This window comes from Edaphobacter sp., from assembly GCF_035763405.1.
Taxonomy (GTDB): Bacteria; Acidobacteriota; Terriglobia; order Terriglobales; family Acidobacteriaceae; genus Edaphobacter.
Genome location: NZ_DASUBE010000083.1, coordinates 1 through 15,360 on the forward strand (window position 1 = coordinate 1; position 15,360 = coordinate 15,360).

Below are 15,360 nucleotides of genomic sequence, written 5' to 3' on the forward strand. Positions count from 1 at the left end.
ACGCCGAAGCAGGTGGCCGACCTGGTGGCCGATGTCCGCGCCGTGCATGATGAGCTGGAAGTTGGTGTGCATCTTCATGCGCGGCCGGATACTGCTGCGGCGAAGATTCGCGCAGCATATGAGGCCGGGTGCAGGCGGTTCGATGCGGCGATTGGCGGACTGGGCGGATGTCCGTTCGCGCAGGATGCGCTGGTGGGCAACGTGGCGACGGAGATTTTGCTGACGGAGTTGAAGTCGCTTGGCGCGGAGCTTGTGCCGCTCAGGCCGCTTGATGGATTGATCGCGGCCAGTGCGGAGATTGCGCGGAAGTATGGAGAGCGGGTGCAGTAGCGGATTGCTCCGGCGAAAAAAACGCAGGTCCTTCGACTGCGCTGTTCGCAAGAAGCGCGAACAGCTTCGCTCAGGATGACAATTTTGATTCGGTGATTGAACTGCTGGACAGGGTTGGAGGGTGTATGGGCTTCAGGACGATTGTGGTTGCGGAAGCGGATGGGATTCGGACGATTACGTTGAACCGTCCCGAACGGCGCAATGCGATGACTCCGGAGATGCAGGATGAGTTGCTGGCTGCCATGCAAGAGGCCGCCGCTGGGGCGTGCCGCGTGGTTGTGTTTGCCGGGGCAGGCGAGTCGTTTTGCGCAGGGCTCGATCTCAGCGTGCTGCAACAGATGAATGACAAGCCGGAAGCCGAGCATCGTGCCGACGCGGAGCGCGTGGCGCGACTGTTTCGCACACTCTACGAACTACCGAAGCCGACGATTGCTGCCGTGCATGGCGCGGCGGTCGCCGGAGGAACGGGACTGGCGACGATCTGCGACTTCACGCTCGCCGTGCCTGCGGCGAAGTTCGGATACACCGAGGTAAAGATCGGGTTTGTCCCGGCGTTGGTTTCGGCGTTCCTGACGCTACAGATCGGCGAGAAGCGCGCACGCGACCTGCTGATGACGGGACGGCTGTTCTCTGCTGAAGAGGCACACCGCGTAGGGTTGGTGAACGAGGTCGTTCAGCCGGAGAACCTACAGGTGCGAGTGGTGGAGATCGCTGATGAGTTGAAGGCAAACAGTCCAGGTTCAATTGCTGCGACGAAGCAGTTGCTGGCGGCGCAGAACAAAGTGTGGCTCGACCGGGCAATTGAGCTCGCGATGGCGGCGAACGCTGACTCACGCGCGACCCCGGATTTCCGCGAAGGCGTAGCGGCATTTCTGGAGAAGCGCAAGCCAATCTGGAAAGGCTGACTGCGGATTACACGGAGAACACGGATGAAACACTTCTCTGAACGCGAAAACACCTCCGAAGCATTCTTGGCTTTTATCCGTGCAAATCCGCGCCATCCGCGGTCGCCTTCTTTGTCTTCGGTAGACTGAGTGCATGAGCGAAAAGAAGCGTGTCAGCGAGACGCGGGTTCGCGTGCGCTATGCCGAAACCGATCAGATGGGCGTGGTGTATCACGCGAACTATCTGGTGTGGTTCGAGGTGGGCCGGGTGGAGTTCATTCGCCACCTTGGGCTGGACTACAAATCGATGGAGCAGGACGACGGCTGCGGCATTGCCGTGGTGCAGGTGGAGGCGCGGTATCGCGCACCTGCTCGCTACGACGATGAGTTAGTGATTGAGACGCGCCTGCTTGCTGCACGCGGACCGGTGGTGCGGTTCGGCTATCGCATCCTCCGCGTCAATGACAAAACGCTGCTGTGCGAAGGCGAGTCGGGCCACGTTGTCGTGGGCAAGGACATGAAGCGGCGCAATCTGCCCGAACGTTATGCGAAGCGTTTTGCCGACTGGCTCATCTAAGTTCTTGTATCAAGCGGGAGGACTACATTCGATGAGTAGCGTGAAGAAAGTTGCTTTGATTACAGGCGCGAACCGGGGCATAGGGTTGGAGACGGCGCGGCAGTTGGGCAGACAAGGCATCACCGTGCTGCTGGGCGCGCGCGATCTGGCAAAGGGCGAAGCGGCGGCGGCTTCGCTCAAGAAGGACAGCATCGATGCACGTGCCATCAAGCTGGATGTAAATGCTCCGGCCGACTACGTTGCTGCGGCAAAGCTGATTGAAAAGGACTTCGGACGGCTGGATATTCTGGTCAACAACGCAGGCATCCTGGTTGACGCCCGTAAAGGAAACGAGACGAGCACGACCTCTGCGGAAATACTGCGCAGGACATTCGATACGAACTTCTTCGCGGTCGTCGCGCTCACGCAGACGCTGCTGCCGCTGATTCGGAAAAGCGAAGCCGGACGGATTGTGAATCTGTCGAGCATCCTGGCATCGAACACACTGCACGCCACAAAGGGGTCGCCGATCTACGACGCGAAGCACCTTGCCTACGACGCATCGAAGACGGCATTGAACTCGTTCACAATCCACCTTGCGCATGAACTGCGCGACACAAAGATCAAGGTCAACTCAGCCGACCCGGGCTGGGTGAAAACTGACATGGGCGGCGAAGGTGCGCAGTTGGAGATCGAGGAAGGCGGCAAAACGTCGGTCCAGTTGGCGACCTTGCCCGACGATGGTCCAACGGGCGGCTACTTTCACCTTGGCAAATCGCAGCCGTGGTAAATCAGCAGGTCAGCGGATCAGCAGCCCTCGCGGCTTGATGTGGTCGCGGATATAGTTGATCGTCGTTTCAAGCGGCGTCCCCGGCCCAAAGATGGCTGAGACGCCGTTTTGCTTTAATCCCGCAGCGTCTTCGTCGGGGATGGTGCCGCCGAGAATGACAAGAATATCGGAAGCGTGCTGCTCGCGGAGCAGCTCCATGATGCGGGGCACGATGACGTTGTGCGCGCCAGAGAGAATCGACAGGCCGATGCAGTCCACGTCCTCCTGAACGGCGGCGGAGACAATCATCTCCGGCGTCTGGCGCAGGCCGGTGTAGATGACCTCCATGCCTGCGTCGCGCAGCGCACGTGCGATGACCTTAGCGCCGCGGTCATGGCCGTCAAGCCCGGGCTTGGCGACGAGAACGCGGATTGGAGCCGTGGTTGGCACGCGCAAAGTATACCCTCTGCAAGGTTATTTTTGCCGCGCAGAGTTCCACGCCTTCGCGTACTTCCAGCTCGTGTAGGTGGAGTGGTAGGCATGCAGCAGCAGGCCCTCGCGGCCATCGAGAAAGCCGCCACGAAAAAAGAAGTTCCAGATGAACGTGAGCTGCGGGATGACGCGCATGTTGAAAAAGAATGCCAGCCACGAGCGGCTGATTTTGCCCTTTTCAACCAGTATCTGCGCGCCGAGCGTGCTGTAGCGGTCCATGTGCTCGATGTAGCTTTCGATGGTGGGGTAGGCGTGGTGGATGAGGTCGTAGTTCAGGGTTTCGAGCCGTCCCTCGAAGGCGATGGTCTCATGCACCGGGCGGTCGGTGAAACGCGCGGCAGGAGCGAAGTTGGCCGCGTGGTTGCGGAAGAGGCGCAGCTTGGGGTCCGGGTAGTAGCCTCCGCGCTTGATCCATCGGCCCAGAAAAAGATTGCGTCTCCGCAGCATGTAGGCATCGGCTGAAGGGTTGCCAGGCAACAGCAGGCGAATCTCGTTCTGCAACTCGGGCGTCAGCTCTTCGTCAGCATCGAGTGAGAGCACCCATATGCCGGTACATTTGTCGATGGCTGAGTTCTTCTGCGCGGCAAATCCCTTCCAATGTTCGGAAAAGAGCTTCACATTCGGAAACGACCTTGCGATTTCGAGAGTGCGATCAGTCGAGCCTGAATCAACGACGATGACCTCGTCGGCAAACTGCACGCTGGCCAGCGTGCGCGCGAGGTTGGCCTCTTCGTTGAGCGTGATGATGGCTACGGAGAGCGTGACTGGCATGAGCGTTGACGACCTCGGCCCTGGCGTTCACTGCGGACGTGCCGCCGATTGAAACCGCAATGTCTCCACTTTACGGGAAACTCGCGCACAGAGGCGATGATTTTGAGTGGCCCTTCGGTGGGAGTGCCAACTTGGAACACACAACAGTCGAGGCCGCAATTCAGGGCAGTGTAATGGTGGAATCGCCAAGATGCTCGCGCAGCAGGCGCTCGGTCAGTGGCTTCAGCGCCTCGCCGGTTTTGGGCAAAGTAAACGCGCCGGCAGCGTCGTTCCATTCCAGCTTGTAGCTGGTTGCCTGCGCGGAGATCCATATCTGCCGGATCGGCGTATTGGGCGTGATGACGAATTTGCTGGACCCGTTCTCGAAGACGATGTTCATCACGCCGTTATTGTCTTCAAACTCGAAACCGGGGCCGTCGTCTTCGGCGGCAATCAGCGACTGCTTGAGCGATTCGAGGGCGTCGTCGGAGACGCGGCGGAAGGTGGCTTCGTCAATCATGCCTCCAGTTTATCCGGTTGGATTTAGTCGCGCACTATGCCGCGATGTTGCAAAGGCAAAAAAAGGGGCCGCCCTGAGTGAGAGGGGCGGCCAGAGGTAGGACGTCGAAAAACTTATTGCACGTTGAGGGAGACGGTTGTGCTCTGCGTGATGGAGCCTGACGTGGCGGAGATGGTGATCCGCGACATCGTGCCAGGGGGAGTGCCTTGGTTGTTCTGCGTGGACGGCGCCATGTACGAGGAGCACCCCACTACAGCTCCCGTGGAGGCGATCAGAAGAAACAGAACACCAAGCAGCCGAGGGTAGTTGCCATACCCCTTTCGCTTCCGCAAAAGGGCCAGAACGGAGCCGAAGGGAAGAAGGAACGCCAAGTCGATGATCGCCTTTAACCTGCCGTTATGGGCTGGCGGAGTCAGCGCGGCGTGCGCCGAGGTCTGGATCGTGACCGTGCTCGTGGCACTGGCCGTGGGCGACACCGAAAGCTGGCTGGGCGAGAAGGAGCAGGTCGCGCCGGTGGGCAGCCCGCTGCAACTCAGGCTGACGTTGCCGCTGAAGCCGTTTGTCGGCGCTGCGCTGACGACAAGCTGCGTTGCGCTTCCCGCCGTCACGGTGGCCACCTGCGTGGAGGTGCTAAAGCCGAACGCCGCCGCGCCGCCTGCCGAAGCATTGTTGGCGATCGCGCCGAAGAGCCCGTGGGCTGCGTTGCTCAGTCCGGCAGCAAAATAGAGCGTGTTCACGTCACCTGAGCCTGAGGTGCCGTCGCCGAAGATGAGTTCCCAGAGCGCCGGGTAGACCATCGTCTTGCCTGTGCCGTCTGCGATCTGGCCGCGGAAGGCGAAGGTTTGGGCGTCGTAGGCATTGATGATGCCGTCGCCGAAGTTGCCGACAAGCAGGTCGCCGCCGAAGACACCGAATGCCGGTGGAGCGATGGCCAACCCCCAGGGCGCGTTCAGGTTGCCGCCCGTGACGGCGCGCGCGACAAAGTTGCCGTTGTTGTCAAAGACATCGACGAGGCCGTTTCCTGCGCCGAGAGACGCAGCATAGGAGACCGCGCGGGGTGACGGAGTCGCGCCGTCGATGGCGTACGGGGAGGGCGTACCTCCGCCGCCACCGCTGCCGCCGCTCGCGTTGGCGCGCAGCGCATAAGTCACAAAGACTTTGCTGCCGATGGCGTGGACGGAATAAGGCGCATAGCCGGACGGCAGGTTGGGGTCCGTGAAGCTGCCTGCCAATCTGGCTGGCGCGAACTTGTTGTCGTAGACCTCGATGTCCGATCCCTGACCGAAGTTGGCAGCGAGGATGAAAGCGCCGTTGGAGTTGTTCACAATCGCCATGTCGGTGTATGAGGCGTTGTTGACGCTGTTGTTCACAACGACCTGCGTGATGCTGTTGTTGGTGCCGAGTTTGCTGTTCCACCCGGTAATCAGCCCATCGAGCGTGCAGAACAGGAACGAGGCGCGCGACCCGTTGGAGAGAACAAAGTCTGTCGCAACGGGGTTGAAGACCGTGCCCGTCGGTGTTCCCGTTCCGCTGCCGGTCGCCGTGGGAATGATGACCTTGAAGGGTATGTTTCCCGTCGGTGTGGCGAGATAGTCGAAGCCGGTTGCGTTGGTGTTGATCCAGAAGACCTGACCGGGAGCGTCGGAGATGCCCCAGGGGTTGACGAAGTTGGGATCGGCGGCCGCAGCGGGGACGGAACCGTCCGAGATGATGTTGGTGGCCTGGTAGGCTCCGGCCGTCTGTGCCGTTGCGAGACCGCATGAGATCGCCGCGCCCAGAAGAAGGGCGACCGCTGCTTTGAGGGCGGTCTTGATCCGGACGAATGGTTCGGGATTCAGTTTGGGGAGGGTTGCTGACTCGTTCCGCATGGTACCTCACGTTTCTCTGTCGTTGCCGGTTGAAGAACTCGTCCGGACAAGTTGGAGATTAGTGAGTCTGCAAATGGGAGTTGTCAGGGACTTGTCAGCAATCGGTCATTGGATTGCTTTTCTTGTCCCACGCAAAAAGAAGAAGGCCCAACGCAGCGATTTGCGGCGTTGGGCCTCGGGTTCAGGCAGAGTTAGAAGGGAATATCGTCGTCGGTGATGCCAGGGTCTGCATGTTGTGCCTCGCTGGCTGGCGTGCGCTGGTCGAAACCGGCAGTGTTGGACTTGGAGTAGCCGCCTTCGCCGCCGCCGGGCTTCCCGAGCAGAGTCAGTTCGTTGACGATGATCTCGGTGCGGTACTTCTTCTGACCAGACTCTTTATCGTCCCAGGAACGGGTCTGAATTTTGCCCTCAATATAAAGCTGCGAACCTTTCTTGACGTAGTCGCGAATGATCTCCGCAGTGCGGCTGAAGGCGACGAGATTGTGCCATTCCGTCTTGTCCTGCCAGTTGCCCTGCTGATCTTTCTGACGGTCGGCCGTTGCGAGCGAAAAGCTGGCGACAATGGTGCCGCCGGTCGTGGAACGGATCTCGGGGTCTTTGCCTACATTGCCGAGAAGAAGGACTTTGTTGACGCCTTTTGCCATGATCGAAACTCCATTGTGCGGTGTTGAACGTTGAGGATAGCAGATTCCCGATTGTGGACGCGGCTACCGGCGCGCGTCGCCAATGAGCTTGAAGACGGCCAGCAACAGGGTCAAAAAGCCAGTCGGCAGGCAGCCTATGGCCAGTATCAGGGCCAGCCAGCCGGAGTTGGTATGCGGTCCCTGGTGGCTGATTCCGCCGAAGACCGTAAACATCAGCAACGCGGCAACAATGCCTGTGCCGAAGATGTAGATGCCCGAGCGGAGAAGTGTGCGTGTGTCTGGTCGCATGTCAGTGAATGGCCGCCTGCATGATGTAAACAATGACTCCCGTTACGGAGACGTAGAGCCAGATGGGAAACGTGTAGCGCGCCAGCTTTTTGTGCGCCGGAAAGCGCCCCGTCAGCGAGAGAAAGAACGTAATCAGAATCATCGGCAGCGCGAAGACCGACAGCACAATGTGCGAGGCCAGCAGCTTCCAGTAGAAGGGCCACCACGCGCTCAGACGGTTGAAGCGCGTCTCGCCGTGCAATGTGAAGTTCGTCAGGTACGAGACCAGAAAGATGGTCGAAAACACAAACGCCGTAAACATTGCCGCCCGATGCTGCGCAATGCGGCCGGTGCGGATAAAGCGATAGCCGAACAGCAGCGCCGTGGTGCAGCACCCGTTCAGCACCGCGTTCAGCAGCGGCAGCGAGCGCAGATGCGTGCCCGAGACATCCGTCGGCGCGTGGAAGTAGACCAGGTAGCAGATCAGCGCGCTGGCCGCGAGGCTGAACAGAATGATGGCCGCAATCACACCCGGAGGCGTGCGGACCGAATTGCTGGTTTGGGGCGGTGCCGTCGTCATCAGAAGAAGAGGCGTCCTTTGGCATCGAGCATCATGGCGGCCATCAGCAGCGGCAGATACAGCACCGACGCTCGAAGCAGGTCGCGTGCCACCAGCCGCGAGTCCGCCGACTCCGGGTTGCGCGTAATGCGCGCGAACCGGATTGTGTACCACAGGTAGCCCAGCCCCAGCCCCAGCGCCACCGCTCCATAGACGTAGCCGGTCGTATGCAGCCACACCAGCGACAGGCTCACCGGAATCATCAGCACGGCGTAGAAGAGCGACTGAATCACGGTGCTCTGCGCGGCGTACTGCGTATTGGCCAGGTTAGGCGTCAGTCGAATCCCTGCGCGCGCGTAGTCGTCGCGGTACATCCAGCCAATCGCCATAAAGTGAGGAAACTGCCAGACAAAGAGGATCGCAAACAGCGCCACGCCGGGCCACTCGATCACGCCGCGTGCGGCGGTCCAGCCGATGAGCGGCGGCAGCGCCCCGGGAAATGCGCCGATAAACGTGTTGATCGTTGTCACGCGCTTGAGCGGCGTATAAATCGCCACGTAGCCGATGGCCGTCAGCAGCGTCAGCGTCCCGGTCAGCAGGTTCGTCGTCAGCGCCAGATAGAGCGAGCCCAGAAAGACAGCCGCAAAGCCCAGCAGAAGCCCATGCGTCAGCGAGATGCGCCCCGCAGCCATGGGACGGTTCGACGTGCGGCGCATCAGAGAGTCAGTGCGCCGTTCGAGCGCCTGATTGAGCGCCGCCGAGCCGCACGTGACCACCGCGATGCCACCCAGCGCATCGATCAGCCCTGCGTGAAACGGGCTGATGCCACTGCGCAGGCTGCCCAGGTAGAACCCCGCTCCCGCCGTGATGATAACCATCGCCGAGACCCGCACCTTGAACAGCGTGGCGTAGTCGGCCAGCAGCGAGCGCGGCTTGGGACACGCCTCTGCCGGGGCCAGCACGTGGTCAGTTGTCGCGGAGGTTGCCACCCTCTAAGGATACCGCTTTTGTCCGCCCTGCGTGGCCTCTCAGGACGAAACTCACGGCCTCGGTCGCAGCTCCTTCAGAAACGTCTTCGCCGTCGCCCGCGTATTCAACACGTCCGCCGCAGTCAGCCACGCTCGGCGCAACTGCGTGATTCCGTAGCGCATCTGGTCCAGTTCGCCCGTCGCGTGGGCATCGGTATCGACCACGATCTTGCAGCCAAGCTCCTTCGCCAGCCGCAGGTTCAGGTCGTTCAAATCGGAGCGGGCAGGCGCGGCATTGTGCTCCATCGCAACCCCCAGTTCCGCCGCCCGCCTGAGCACCTGATCGAGATGAATTTGAAACGCCTCGCGCTTCAGCACCAGGCGCCCCGTAGGATGCCCCAGAATGCGCACGTACGGGTTCTCAATCGCGCGCAGCACGCGGGCGGTCATCTCCTCGATGGGCTGGTTGAAATGCGAGTGCACGCTGGCCACCACAATGTCCATCTCGGCCAGCGTCTTGTCGGCCAGGTCCAGCGAGCCATCGGCAAGAATGTCCACCTCGATGCCCGCAAGCACGCGCATCTTCCCCTTGTGCTCCTTCTGTAACTCCGCGTCCACCTCGCGGATGCGCTTGATGTGAGCCATCGCGCGCTTGTCGTCCAGCCCGTTCGTCATGGCCAGATTTTTACTGTGGTCGGTGATGGCGATGTAGGCCAGCCCGCGCGCCATCGCCGCCTCGGCCATCTCGCGGATGGTGTTGCGACCGTCGGTGGCCTCGGTGTGCATGTGCAGGTCGCCGCGAATGTCGGCCAGCGTGATGAGCTTAGGCAGTGTGTGCGCGGCGGCAGCCTCAATCTCGCCCGAGTTCTCACGCAGCTCCGGCGGAATGTAGTCAAGATCGAGTGCGCGGTAAATATCTTCCTCTGTCCGTGCAGCGACGATGGCGTTGTCGTCCAGCCGCGCCAGCGCATACTCGTTCAACGTCAGCCCGCGTTTGATGGCCCGCTGCCGCAACGCGACATTGTGCATCTTTGAGCCGGTGAAGTACTGCAACGCCGCGCCGTAGCTGGCACGCGGCAACAGCCGCACGTCTACCTGGAGATTGTTGCGCAGCGTAAAGCTCACCTTGTTCTGCCCCTTGGCCAGCAGCTTGTCGATCAGCGGCAACCCGGCCACATGCTCGACGGCTGCCGCGACCACACCCGGCTCGCACGCAGGCCCCGTCACCAGCAGGTCGAGATCGCCCACCGTCTCGCGCCCGCGCCGCAGCGAGCCGGCCGGAGTAATCTCGTCAATCCCCGGAAACGCGCGGATGAGCGCGGAGATCTTCTCGGCATACTCGTGCGCATCGTCGATGCGGAAGCGGCTCGAATTGCGCCGGTAGTCCTCGATCCCCTTCAGCAGCTTATCGGTAAACTTCTGCCCCATGCGCGGCAGGTCGGCCAACTTACCCTCTTTCGCCGCCGCTTCCAATGCATCGATGTCGGAGACGCCAAGCGCCGACCACACCAGCGCAACCGTCTTCGGCCCCATGCCCGGCAGGCGCAGCAACTCCAGCATCGTCGGCTTGTATTTTGCGAGTAGCTCTTCGCGCAGCGGCATCGTGCCGGTCGAGACCATCTCGACGATGTTCGCGGCCATGCCTTTGCCGATGCCCGGAATGGCGAGCAGTTGTTTCAGGTCGCCTACCAGAGTCGAGACTTGCGTCGTCTGCTGTTCGATGGCCTCGGCGGCGCGGCGGTACGAGCGGATGCGAAACGGATCGCCTGCATCGATTTCCAGCAGCGATGCAGTCTCGTCGAGCAGGCGGGCGATGGCGATATTGTCCATAGGAGGCTGTTCAGCGCGCAGCACCCTCTGCTGCGCCTGTCTGGCCAGTATGCACCATGGAGCTGTTTCAAGGCAGGGAGCAATGCAGCAAAGCGGGCGCGCTCTCGGGGGCGCGCGTTAGGGAGGGCAAAGTCTATCCGGCGACTTCCTTCAGTCGGGCCACCTGGTCGGCCTGCGGGCCTTTTGCACCTTCGATGATGTCGAACTCTACCTGGTCGCCTTCCTTCAGACTCTTATAGCCCTCGCGCAGGATCGAGCTGTAGTGAACGAACACGTCTGCCCCGCCGTCGCGGCCGAGGAAGCCATATCCCTTCGCATTGTTGAACCACTTAACGATGCCTTTGTACTGTGCCAATGGAGCGAACTCCCTTATCTTCAGGTTCGAGCCGAGACGCAACGCCGAAGGGCTACAGCGCGGCTCAACTGACTCTGACGCAGAAGATAGGGCGAGGGGTTTTCTGCAAAGTTCTAGCTTTTTTTTGATGGAAAGGTACGCGTACCCTGCGAAGCACTTCAGAAAATCACCACAAATATCGGATGAAACATGCAGTTGTGTGACCCGTGTCGAGATTAACTTTCACCCGTACGCAAAGTTTTCATCTACCGCAAACGATCCTTTGGCCGGACACACGAAACGCCCCGGCGCACCGGAGCGTAATCCGTAATCGTAGATGCACTACGAACGATTCCACCGACGCCGTCTAGAACCGCCCCGCCCTGCGTGCAGCATCGTAAAAGAGGACGCCGATCAGTGTCTTACCGTCGTGAACTTTATCTGCGGCAATCATCGCAAGCACCTCGGAGAGCCGCATCCGCACAACCTCAATCTGCTCATCGGCCTCGGGGTCGGCCGCGCCCTGCCGGATGTCGCGTGCCAGATAGATGTTCATCGACTCGCCCAGAAAGCCGGGGCTGGCGTAGTACTTCGTCAGGTGCGTCCACCGCCTGGCGCGATAGCCGGTCTCTTCAATCATCTCGCGCTTGGCGGCAGCCAGCGGAGCCTCGCCCGGCTCGATGCGCCCGGCGGGAAGCTCCAGTAGAATCTGTCCGGCTGCGTGACGATACTGCCGCTCCAGAATAATCTCCGGGTCGCTCGCGTCCTTCGACTCGTCCACGGCCAGAATCACAATCGAGCCGTTGTGCCGGATCACGTCGCGCGTATTTACAAAGCCGCCCGGCTCCTGCACCTTGTCTGTGTACACCGAGAAAACCTTGCCCTTGTAGGCGACTTTGGACGAGATCAGCTTCACCCTGGCTGCGGCTTTCTTCTTACCTGCTGCGGGCCTGGGCGTGGCACTGGGGGCTTTGTTCGTCTTTGCTGGCATAAGCCTACGGTAACATCCTGCATCGCGGATTGGGCACCGAACATCCAACGGAATGCGCAACCATGTAAGGTTAAAAGTGCCGGCGAAGCCGGAAGGGACGAGTCTCGAATGAGCATTGAGTGTTACCCCATGACGGTGTTGCCGGGCGTATCGCCCCTGTTCCGCGACTATCTCGCCATGGGTGTGGAGTCTCCGCTGCACAACTGGTACGGGGCCGCTCCCTTCTCGATGGGCTGGATGGACCCCGCGCCTCGCCGCGATCACTCTGATGCGCTGGCGGATCTTCTTGAGCAACAGAACCGCGCATTCGGCGCGGGTGTCGCTGCCTCTGAAAACATCCGCAAGCTCCGCGCCGGAGCGCGGGCAGTCGTCACAGGCCAGCAGGTGGTCCTCTTCGGCGGACCGCTCTTGACGCTCCTCAAAGCCGCAACCGCCATCGCGCGCGCGAAGACCGCGACCACCGCGACCGGCGTCGAGCACGTCCCGGTCTTCTGGATGGCGACCGAAGACCACGATCTCGCCGAAGTCGATCAGGTCGCACTCTTAACCAAGACCTCCATCGAGACGCTACACGCAGGACTGCAATCGAACTCCGCTCCGGTCGGCGGCGTCGTCCCCGGGCCGGAGCTTGACACCGTGCTTGAGCGCACTGCCGAACTGCTCGGCCACGCTCCCGTCAGCGAGTGGCTGCGCGAGTGTTATCGCTCCACCAGCGGCGAGCAGGCAACGCTCGCGCTCGCTTTCGGCCGCCTGATGGCTCGTATCTTCAGCGAGCAGGGTCTGGTCATCATGGACGCCTCCACGCGCGAATTCCACGCCCTCGGCGCAAAGACGCTCCGGTACGCCATTGAACACGCCGAGGATCTGCAGCAGGTGCTCATCGCTCGCAGCGACCAGCTTGTCCTGGCGGGCTATCACGCGCAGGTGCTGGTTACAGAAGGCTCATCGCTGCTCTTCCTCATCAACGAAGCAACCGGCGAGCGCCAGGCCCTGAAGCGTCAGTCCGATGCTCCGCCCGAAGCCGCGTGGAAGGCCAACGGACGCACCTATTCGACCGCCGAGCTGCTGGCGATACTCGACACCGCGCCCGAGCGCATCAGCCCCAACGCACTGCTGCGTCCCGTCTTTCAGGACACCATCCTGCCGACCACGGCTTACGTCGGCGGTCCTGCTGAAGTGGCTTATTTCGCCCAGAGTTCTGCTGTTTATCAGGCAATTCTTGGCCGCGTCACCCCCATCCTTCCGCGCCTCAGCGCCACGCTCATCGAGCCTGCTGTCGCCGCCGTCATGGACAAGGACGAAGTCGCGCTTCCCGCCGCATTCACCACCGCCGACGAACTGGCGCAGCAACTCGGCGAGCGAGCGATGCCCGTCGAAGCCAAGCGCAGAATCGAAGCCGCAGGCGACGCCTTCGACCGTGAGCTTACCGCTCTGACCGACTATCTCAAGGCCGTCGATACGGCGCTCGGCCAGTCCGCCGAGGCGTCCGGCTCGAAGATGCTCTACCAGATGAACCGCCTGCGCCGCATGGCCTCGACCTTCGAGCTTCAGAAAAACGCCAGCCTGCGCAAGCACGCGGACACGCTCACGCTCAATCTCTTTCCCGACGGACACCCGCAGGAGCGCGTCATCGCCGGCGTATGGTTCATGGCCCGCTACGGCGACGGCCTGGTGGAGCGGCTGGTCGAGGTGGCGGCGAACCAGTGTCCCAGCCATGTTGCCGTGCGCCTGTAAGCCGTAAAATGGAAGCCGAGAGGTGTTCCATGGGACTGAGCGACCAGCCATTCGAGGTCATGTGTCCGGACTGCGGCGGGATGTTGAAGATCGACCCGGTGACGCGCGCCATCATCTCCCACAAGTCCGCTCCGAAGAAGAAGATGTTCGAGGACTTCGGCGAGGCCGCCAAGGCGCTCCGCGAGGCGGATGCCCGCCGCGACTCCATCTTTCAGCAGAGCGTCGATGCCCAGAAGAACAAGGACGACGTGCTGGCAAAGAAGTTCGCTGAGGCGGTGAAGAAGGCAAAGGAGACGCCGCTCGGCGAGCGCCCCCTCCGGGACTTCGACCTCGACTAGTCGAGGCCTATTTCGGCGACCACTGCTCGTCGGCGGAGGGGCCGTAGAGCGCGGGCACCGGGATGTCGTTCAGCCGCAGATAGACACCTAACTGCGCTGTATGGTGAACCAGGTGGTTGAAGAACATCTGCCGGAACGCAACCGTGCGCGAACCGTTGGAGATGACTTGCTCTCCCCAGGTGAAGGGCCAAACCTTCTGAAGGTGTTCGTCACTGGCTGCGGCCAGCGCGGAGCGGCAGCGGGACGCGGACTCGTCAAGCTGCTTGAGGGCATTTTCGCGCGTGGTGAAGTCGAGCGGAAGGTGCGGCCGCCTGGGAGCGGCGAGGTCCATGCCCTCGTCTTCGATGATGTAGTAGCCGAACTGCGGCAGCGTGGCGCAGTGCATAGCCAGCCTGCCCAGCGCCATGGACTTCTCGTGACACTTCCAGTCGTTCTTGCCTTCGGGAACACGCTCGAGTGTGCGGCGCGTGTGTGAGATCTCAACGTCGTAGTCCTGAAGAAGCAGTTCAGCGATCGTCATGGAATCCTTTCGGTTACGCGGTCCTTCGAATGAGATGGGCTCCTGCGGTTTCAGGATGAAGAATAGTTGAGCCCTGCTGACAGCATGGTGTCAGCAGGGCTCGTTCGCGGCTGAGATTTCTAGAGTCCGGTGACGTTGTATCCGCAGTCCACGTAGGTGACTTCGCCGGTGATGGCGCTGGCCATCGAGCTCGACAGGAACAGGGCGGTGTTGCCGACTTCGAGCTGGTCTACATTGCGGTGCAGCGGGGCGCGCTGCTCGACGGCTTCGAGGATTTTGGTGAAGTCGCCGATGCCGCGGGCGGCCAGCGTCTTGATGGGGCCGGCCGAGATGGCGTTGACGCGGATGTTTTTGCTGCCGAGCGACGCGGCCAGATACCGCACGGTGGCTTCCAGCGCGGCCTTGGCCACGCCCATTACGTTGTAGTTGGGGAAGACCTTCATTGAGCCGTAGTAGGTGAGGGTCAGAATGGAGCCGCCTTCGGTCATGAGCGGGACGGCGGCGCGGCTGACGGCGATCAGCGAGTAGACGCTGACATCGTGAGCGATGCGGAAGCCCTCGCGGCTGGTGAGCAGGAAGTCGTTCTTGATCTCGTCGGGGGGAGCGAAGGCGACGGCGTGGACGAGGATGTGGATGGTGCCGTAGTTCGCCTTGAGCTGGGTGAAGAGGGTGTCGATCTCGGCGTCGGAGCTGACGTCGCACTGGTAGGCTCGGGCGTCCTTCAACTCGGGGATGAGGGTGTCGGCTTCCCTTTTGAGACGCTCGTTCTGATAGCAGATGGCAAGGGTGGCTCCGGCTTCGGAGAGCTTCTGGGCGATGCCCCATGCGATGCTGCGCTTGTTGGCGAGGCCGAAGACGACGGCGACTTTGCCTTTGAGATCGATCATTGCGGGTGAGTGCTCCTGTTCGAGTTTCCGTTGGTAAGAATAGCAGTGTGTGGGATATGAGTCATGCGGGACGTGCCAAAACTGCAGGTCCTTCGACTACGGCTCCCACGATAAGACTT

At 61.3% G+C, this 15,360-nt stretch carries 19 protein-coding genes; 6 read left to right on the forward strand and 13 right to left on the reverse strand.

Features of this window, described 5'->3' with window-relative positions; all coding sequences use genetic code 11:
• The 4 genes from VFU66_RS08145 to VFU66_RS08160 form a co-directional block, all read left to right on the forward strand.
• Nucleotides 1–330, forward strand: a 330-nt coding sequence (locus VFU66_RS08145; protein WP_524536963.1) for a hydroxymethylglutaryl-CoA lyase-like TIM-barrel protein, incomplete at its 5' end; no start/stop codon positions are given.
• A gap of 125 nt (nt 331–455) precedes the next feature.
• Nucleotides 456–1,235, forward strand: a complete 780-nt coding sequence (locus VFU66_RS08150; RefSeq protein ID WP_326445743.1) for an enoyl-CoA hydratase/isomerase family protein — start codon at nt 456–458, stop codon at nt 1,233–1,235.
• Nucleotides 1,236–1,368: 133 nt separating this feature from the next.
• On the forward strand, nt 1,369–1,791 hold the full coding sequence (locus tag VFU66_RS08155; RefSeq protein WP_326445744.1) for an acyl-CoA thioesterase: 423 nt from the start codon (nt 1,369–1,371) through the stop codon (nt 1,789–1,791).
• 31 nt (nt 1,792–1,822) lie between these two features.
• Complete coding sequence (locus VFU66_RS08160; protein WP_326445745.1) at nt 1,823–2,560, forward strand: SDR family oxidoreductase; 738 nt, start codon at nt 1,823–1,825, stop codon at nt 2,558–2,560.
• Between the two features lie 9 nt (nt 2,561–2,569).
• Here VFU66_RS08160 and VFU66_RS08165 read toward each other — a convergent pair whose 3' ends face one another.
• From VFU66_RS08165 to VFU66_RS08215, 11 genes are all read right to left on the reverse strand, one after another.
• Nucleotides 2,570–2,989: a cobalamin B12-binding domain-containing protein gene (locus VFU66_RS08165; RefSeq protein ID WP_326445746.1), complete on the reverse strand. Its 420-nt coding sequence runs from the start codon at nt 2,987–2,989 to the stop codon at nt 2,570–2,572.
• Between the two features lie 24 nt (nt 2,990–3,013).
• Nucleotides 3,014–3,802 carry a glycosyltransferase family 2 protein gene (locus tag VFU66_RS08170; protein ID WP_326445747.1) on the reverse strand — a complete coding sequence of 263 codons (789 nt, stop codon included), beginning with the start codon at nt 3,800–3,802 and terminating at the stop codon, nt 3,014–3,016.
• Between the two features lie 160 nt (nt 3,803–3,962).
• Nucleotides 3,963–4,301: an iron donor protein CyaY gene (cyaY, locus tag VFU66_RS08175; protein WP_326445748.1), complete on the reverse strand. Its 339-nt coding sequence runs from the start codon at nt 4,299–4,301 to the stop codon at nt 3,963–3,965.
• 113 nt (nt 4,302–4,414) lie between these two features.
• The gene (locus tag VFU66_RS08180; RefSeq protein WP_326445749.1) at nt 4,415–6,169 is read right to left on the reverse strand and encodes a TIGR03118 family protein; all 1,755 of its coding nucleotides are present in this window, start codon (nt 6,167–6,169) and stop codon (nt 4,415–4,417) included.
• Nucleotides 6,170–6,360: 191 nt separating this feature from the next.
• Complete coding sequence (locus VFU66_RS08185) at nt 6,361–6,813, reverse strand: single-stranded DNA-binding protein (RefSeq protein WP_326445750.1); 453 nt, start codon at nt 6,811–6,813, stop codon at nt 6,361–6,363.
• A 63-nt stretch (nt 6,814–6,876) separates the two neighbouring features.
• Nucleotides 6,877–7,101, reverse strand: coding sequence for a hypothetical protein (locus VFU66_RS08190; protein WP_326445751.1), 225 nt, complete (start codon nt 7,099–7,101; stop codon nt 6,877–6,879).
• A 1-nt stretch (nt 7,102) separates the two neighbouring features.
• Nucleotides 7,103–7,660, reverse strand: coding sequence for a DUF420 domain-containing protein (locus VFU66_RS08195; RefSeq protein ID WP_326445752.1), 558 nt, complete (start codon nt 7,658–7,660; stop codon nt 7,103–7,105).
• Complete coding sequence (cyoE, locus tag VFU66_RS08200) at nt 7,660–8,628, reverse strand: heme o synthase (protein ID WP_326445753.1); 969 nt, start codon at nt 8,626–8,628, stop codon at nt 7,660–7,662. Before cyoE ends, VFU66_RS08195 begins: the two co-directional genes overlap by 1 nt.
• 51 nt (nt 8,629–8,679) lie before the next feature.
• On the reverse strand, nt 8,680–10,437 hold the full coding sequence (polX, locus tag VFU66_RS08205) for a DNA polymerase/3'-5' exonuclease PolX (protein ID WP_326445754.1): 1,758 nt from the start codon (nt 10,435–10,437) through the stop codon (nt 8,680–8,682).
• Between the two features lie 133 nt (nt 10,438–10,570).
• Entirely contained in the window at nt 10,571–10,792 is a 222-nt protein-coding gene (locus VFU66_RS08210) for a cold-shock protein (protein ID WP_326445755.1), read from the reverse strand.
• Between the two features lie 346 nt (nt 10,793–11,138).
• The gene (locus tag VFU66_RS08215; RefSeq protein WP_326445756.1) at nt 11,139–11,762 is read right to left on the reverse strand and encodes an NUDIX hydrolase; all 624 of its coding nucleotides are present in this window, start codon (nt 11,760–11,762) and stop codon (nt 11,139–11,141) included.
• Nucleotides 11,763–11,870: 108 nt separating this feature from the next.
• Between VFU66_RS08215 and bshC the strand changes: the two genes are divergently transcribed.
• Both bshC and VFU66_RS08225 read left to right on the forward strand, forming a co-directional pair.
• The gene (bshC, locus tag VFU66_RS08220) at nt 11,871–13,496 is read left to right on the forward strand and encodes a bacillithiol biosynthesis cysteine-adding enzyme BshC (protein ID WP_326445757.1); all 1,626 of its coding nucleotides are present in this window, start codon (nt 11,871–11,873) and stop codon (nt 13,494–13,496) included.
• Between the two features lie 29 nt (nt 13,497–13,525).
• Entirely contained in the window at nt 13,526–13,834 is a 309-nt protein-coding gene (locus VFU66_RS08225; protein WP_326445758.1) for a hypothetical protein, read from the forward strand.
• Between the two features lie 7 nt (nt 13,835–13,841).
• On the opposite strand, the gene VFU66_RS08230 is transcribed toward VFU66_RS08225, so the two are convergent.
• A complete protein-coding gene (locus VFU66_RS08230) occupies nt 13,842–14,354 on the reverse strand; it encodes a DinB family protein (RefSeq protein WP_326445759.1) in 513 nt (170 codons plus the stop codon).
• A 119-nt stretch (nt 14,355–14,473) separates the two neighbouring features.
• The gene (locus tag VFU66_RS08235) at nt 14,474–15,241 is read right to left on the reverse strand and encodes an enoyl-ACP reductase FabI (protein ID WP_326445760.1); all 768 of its coding nucleotides are present in this window, start codon (nt 15,239–15,241) and stop codon (nt 14,474–14,476) included.
• Between the last annotated feature and the right edge of the window lie 119 nt (nt 15,242–15,360).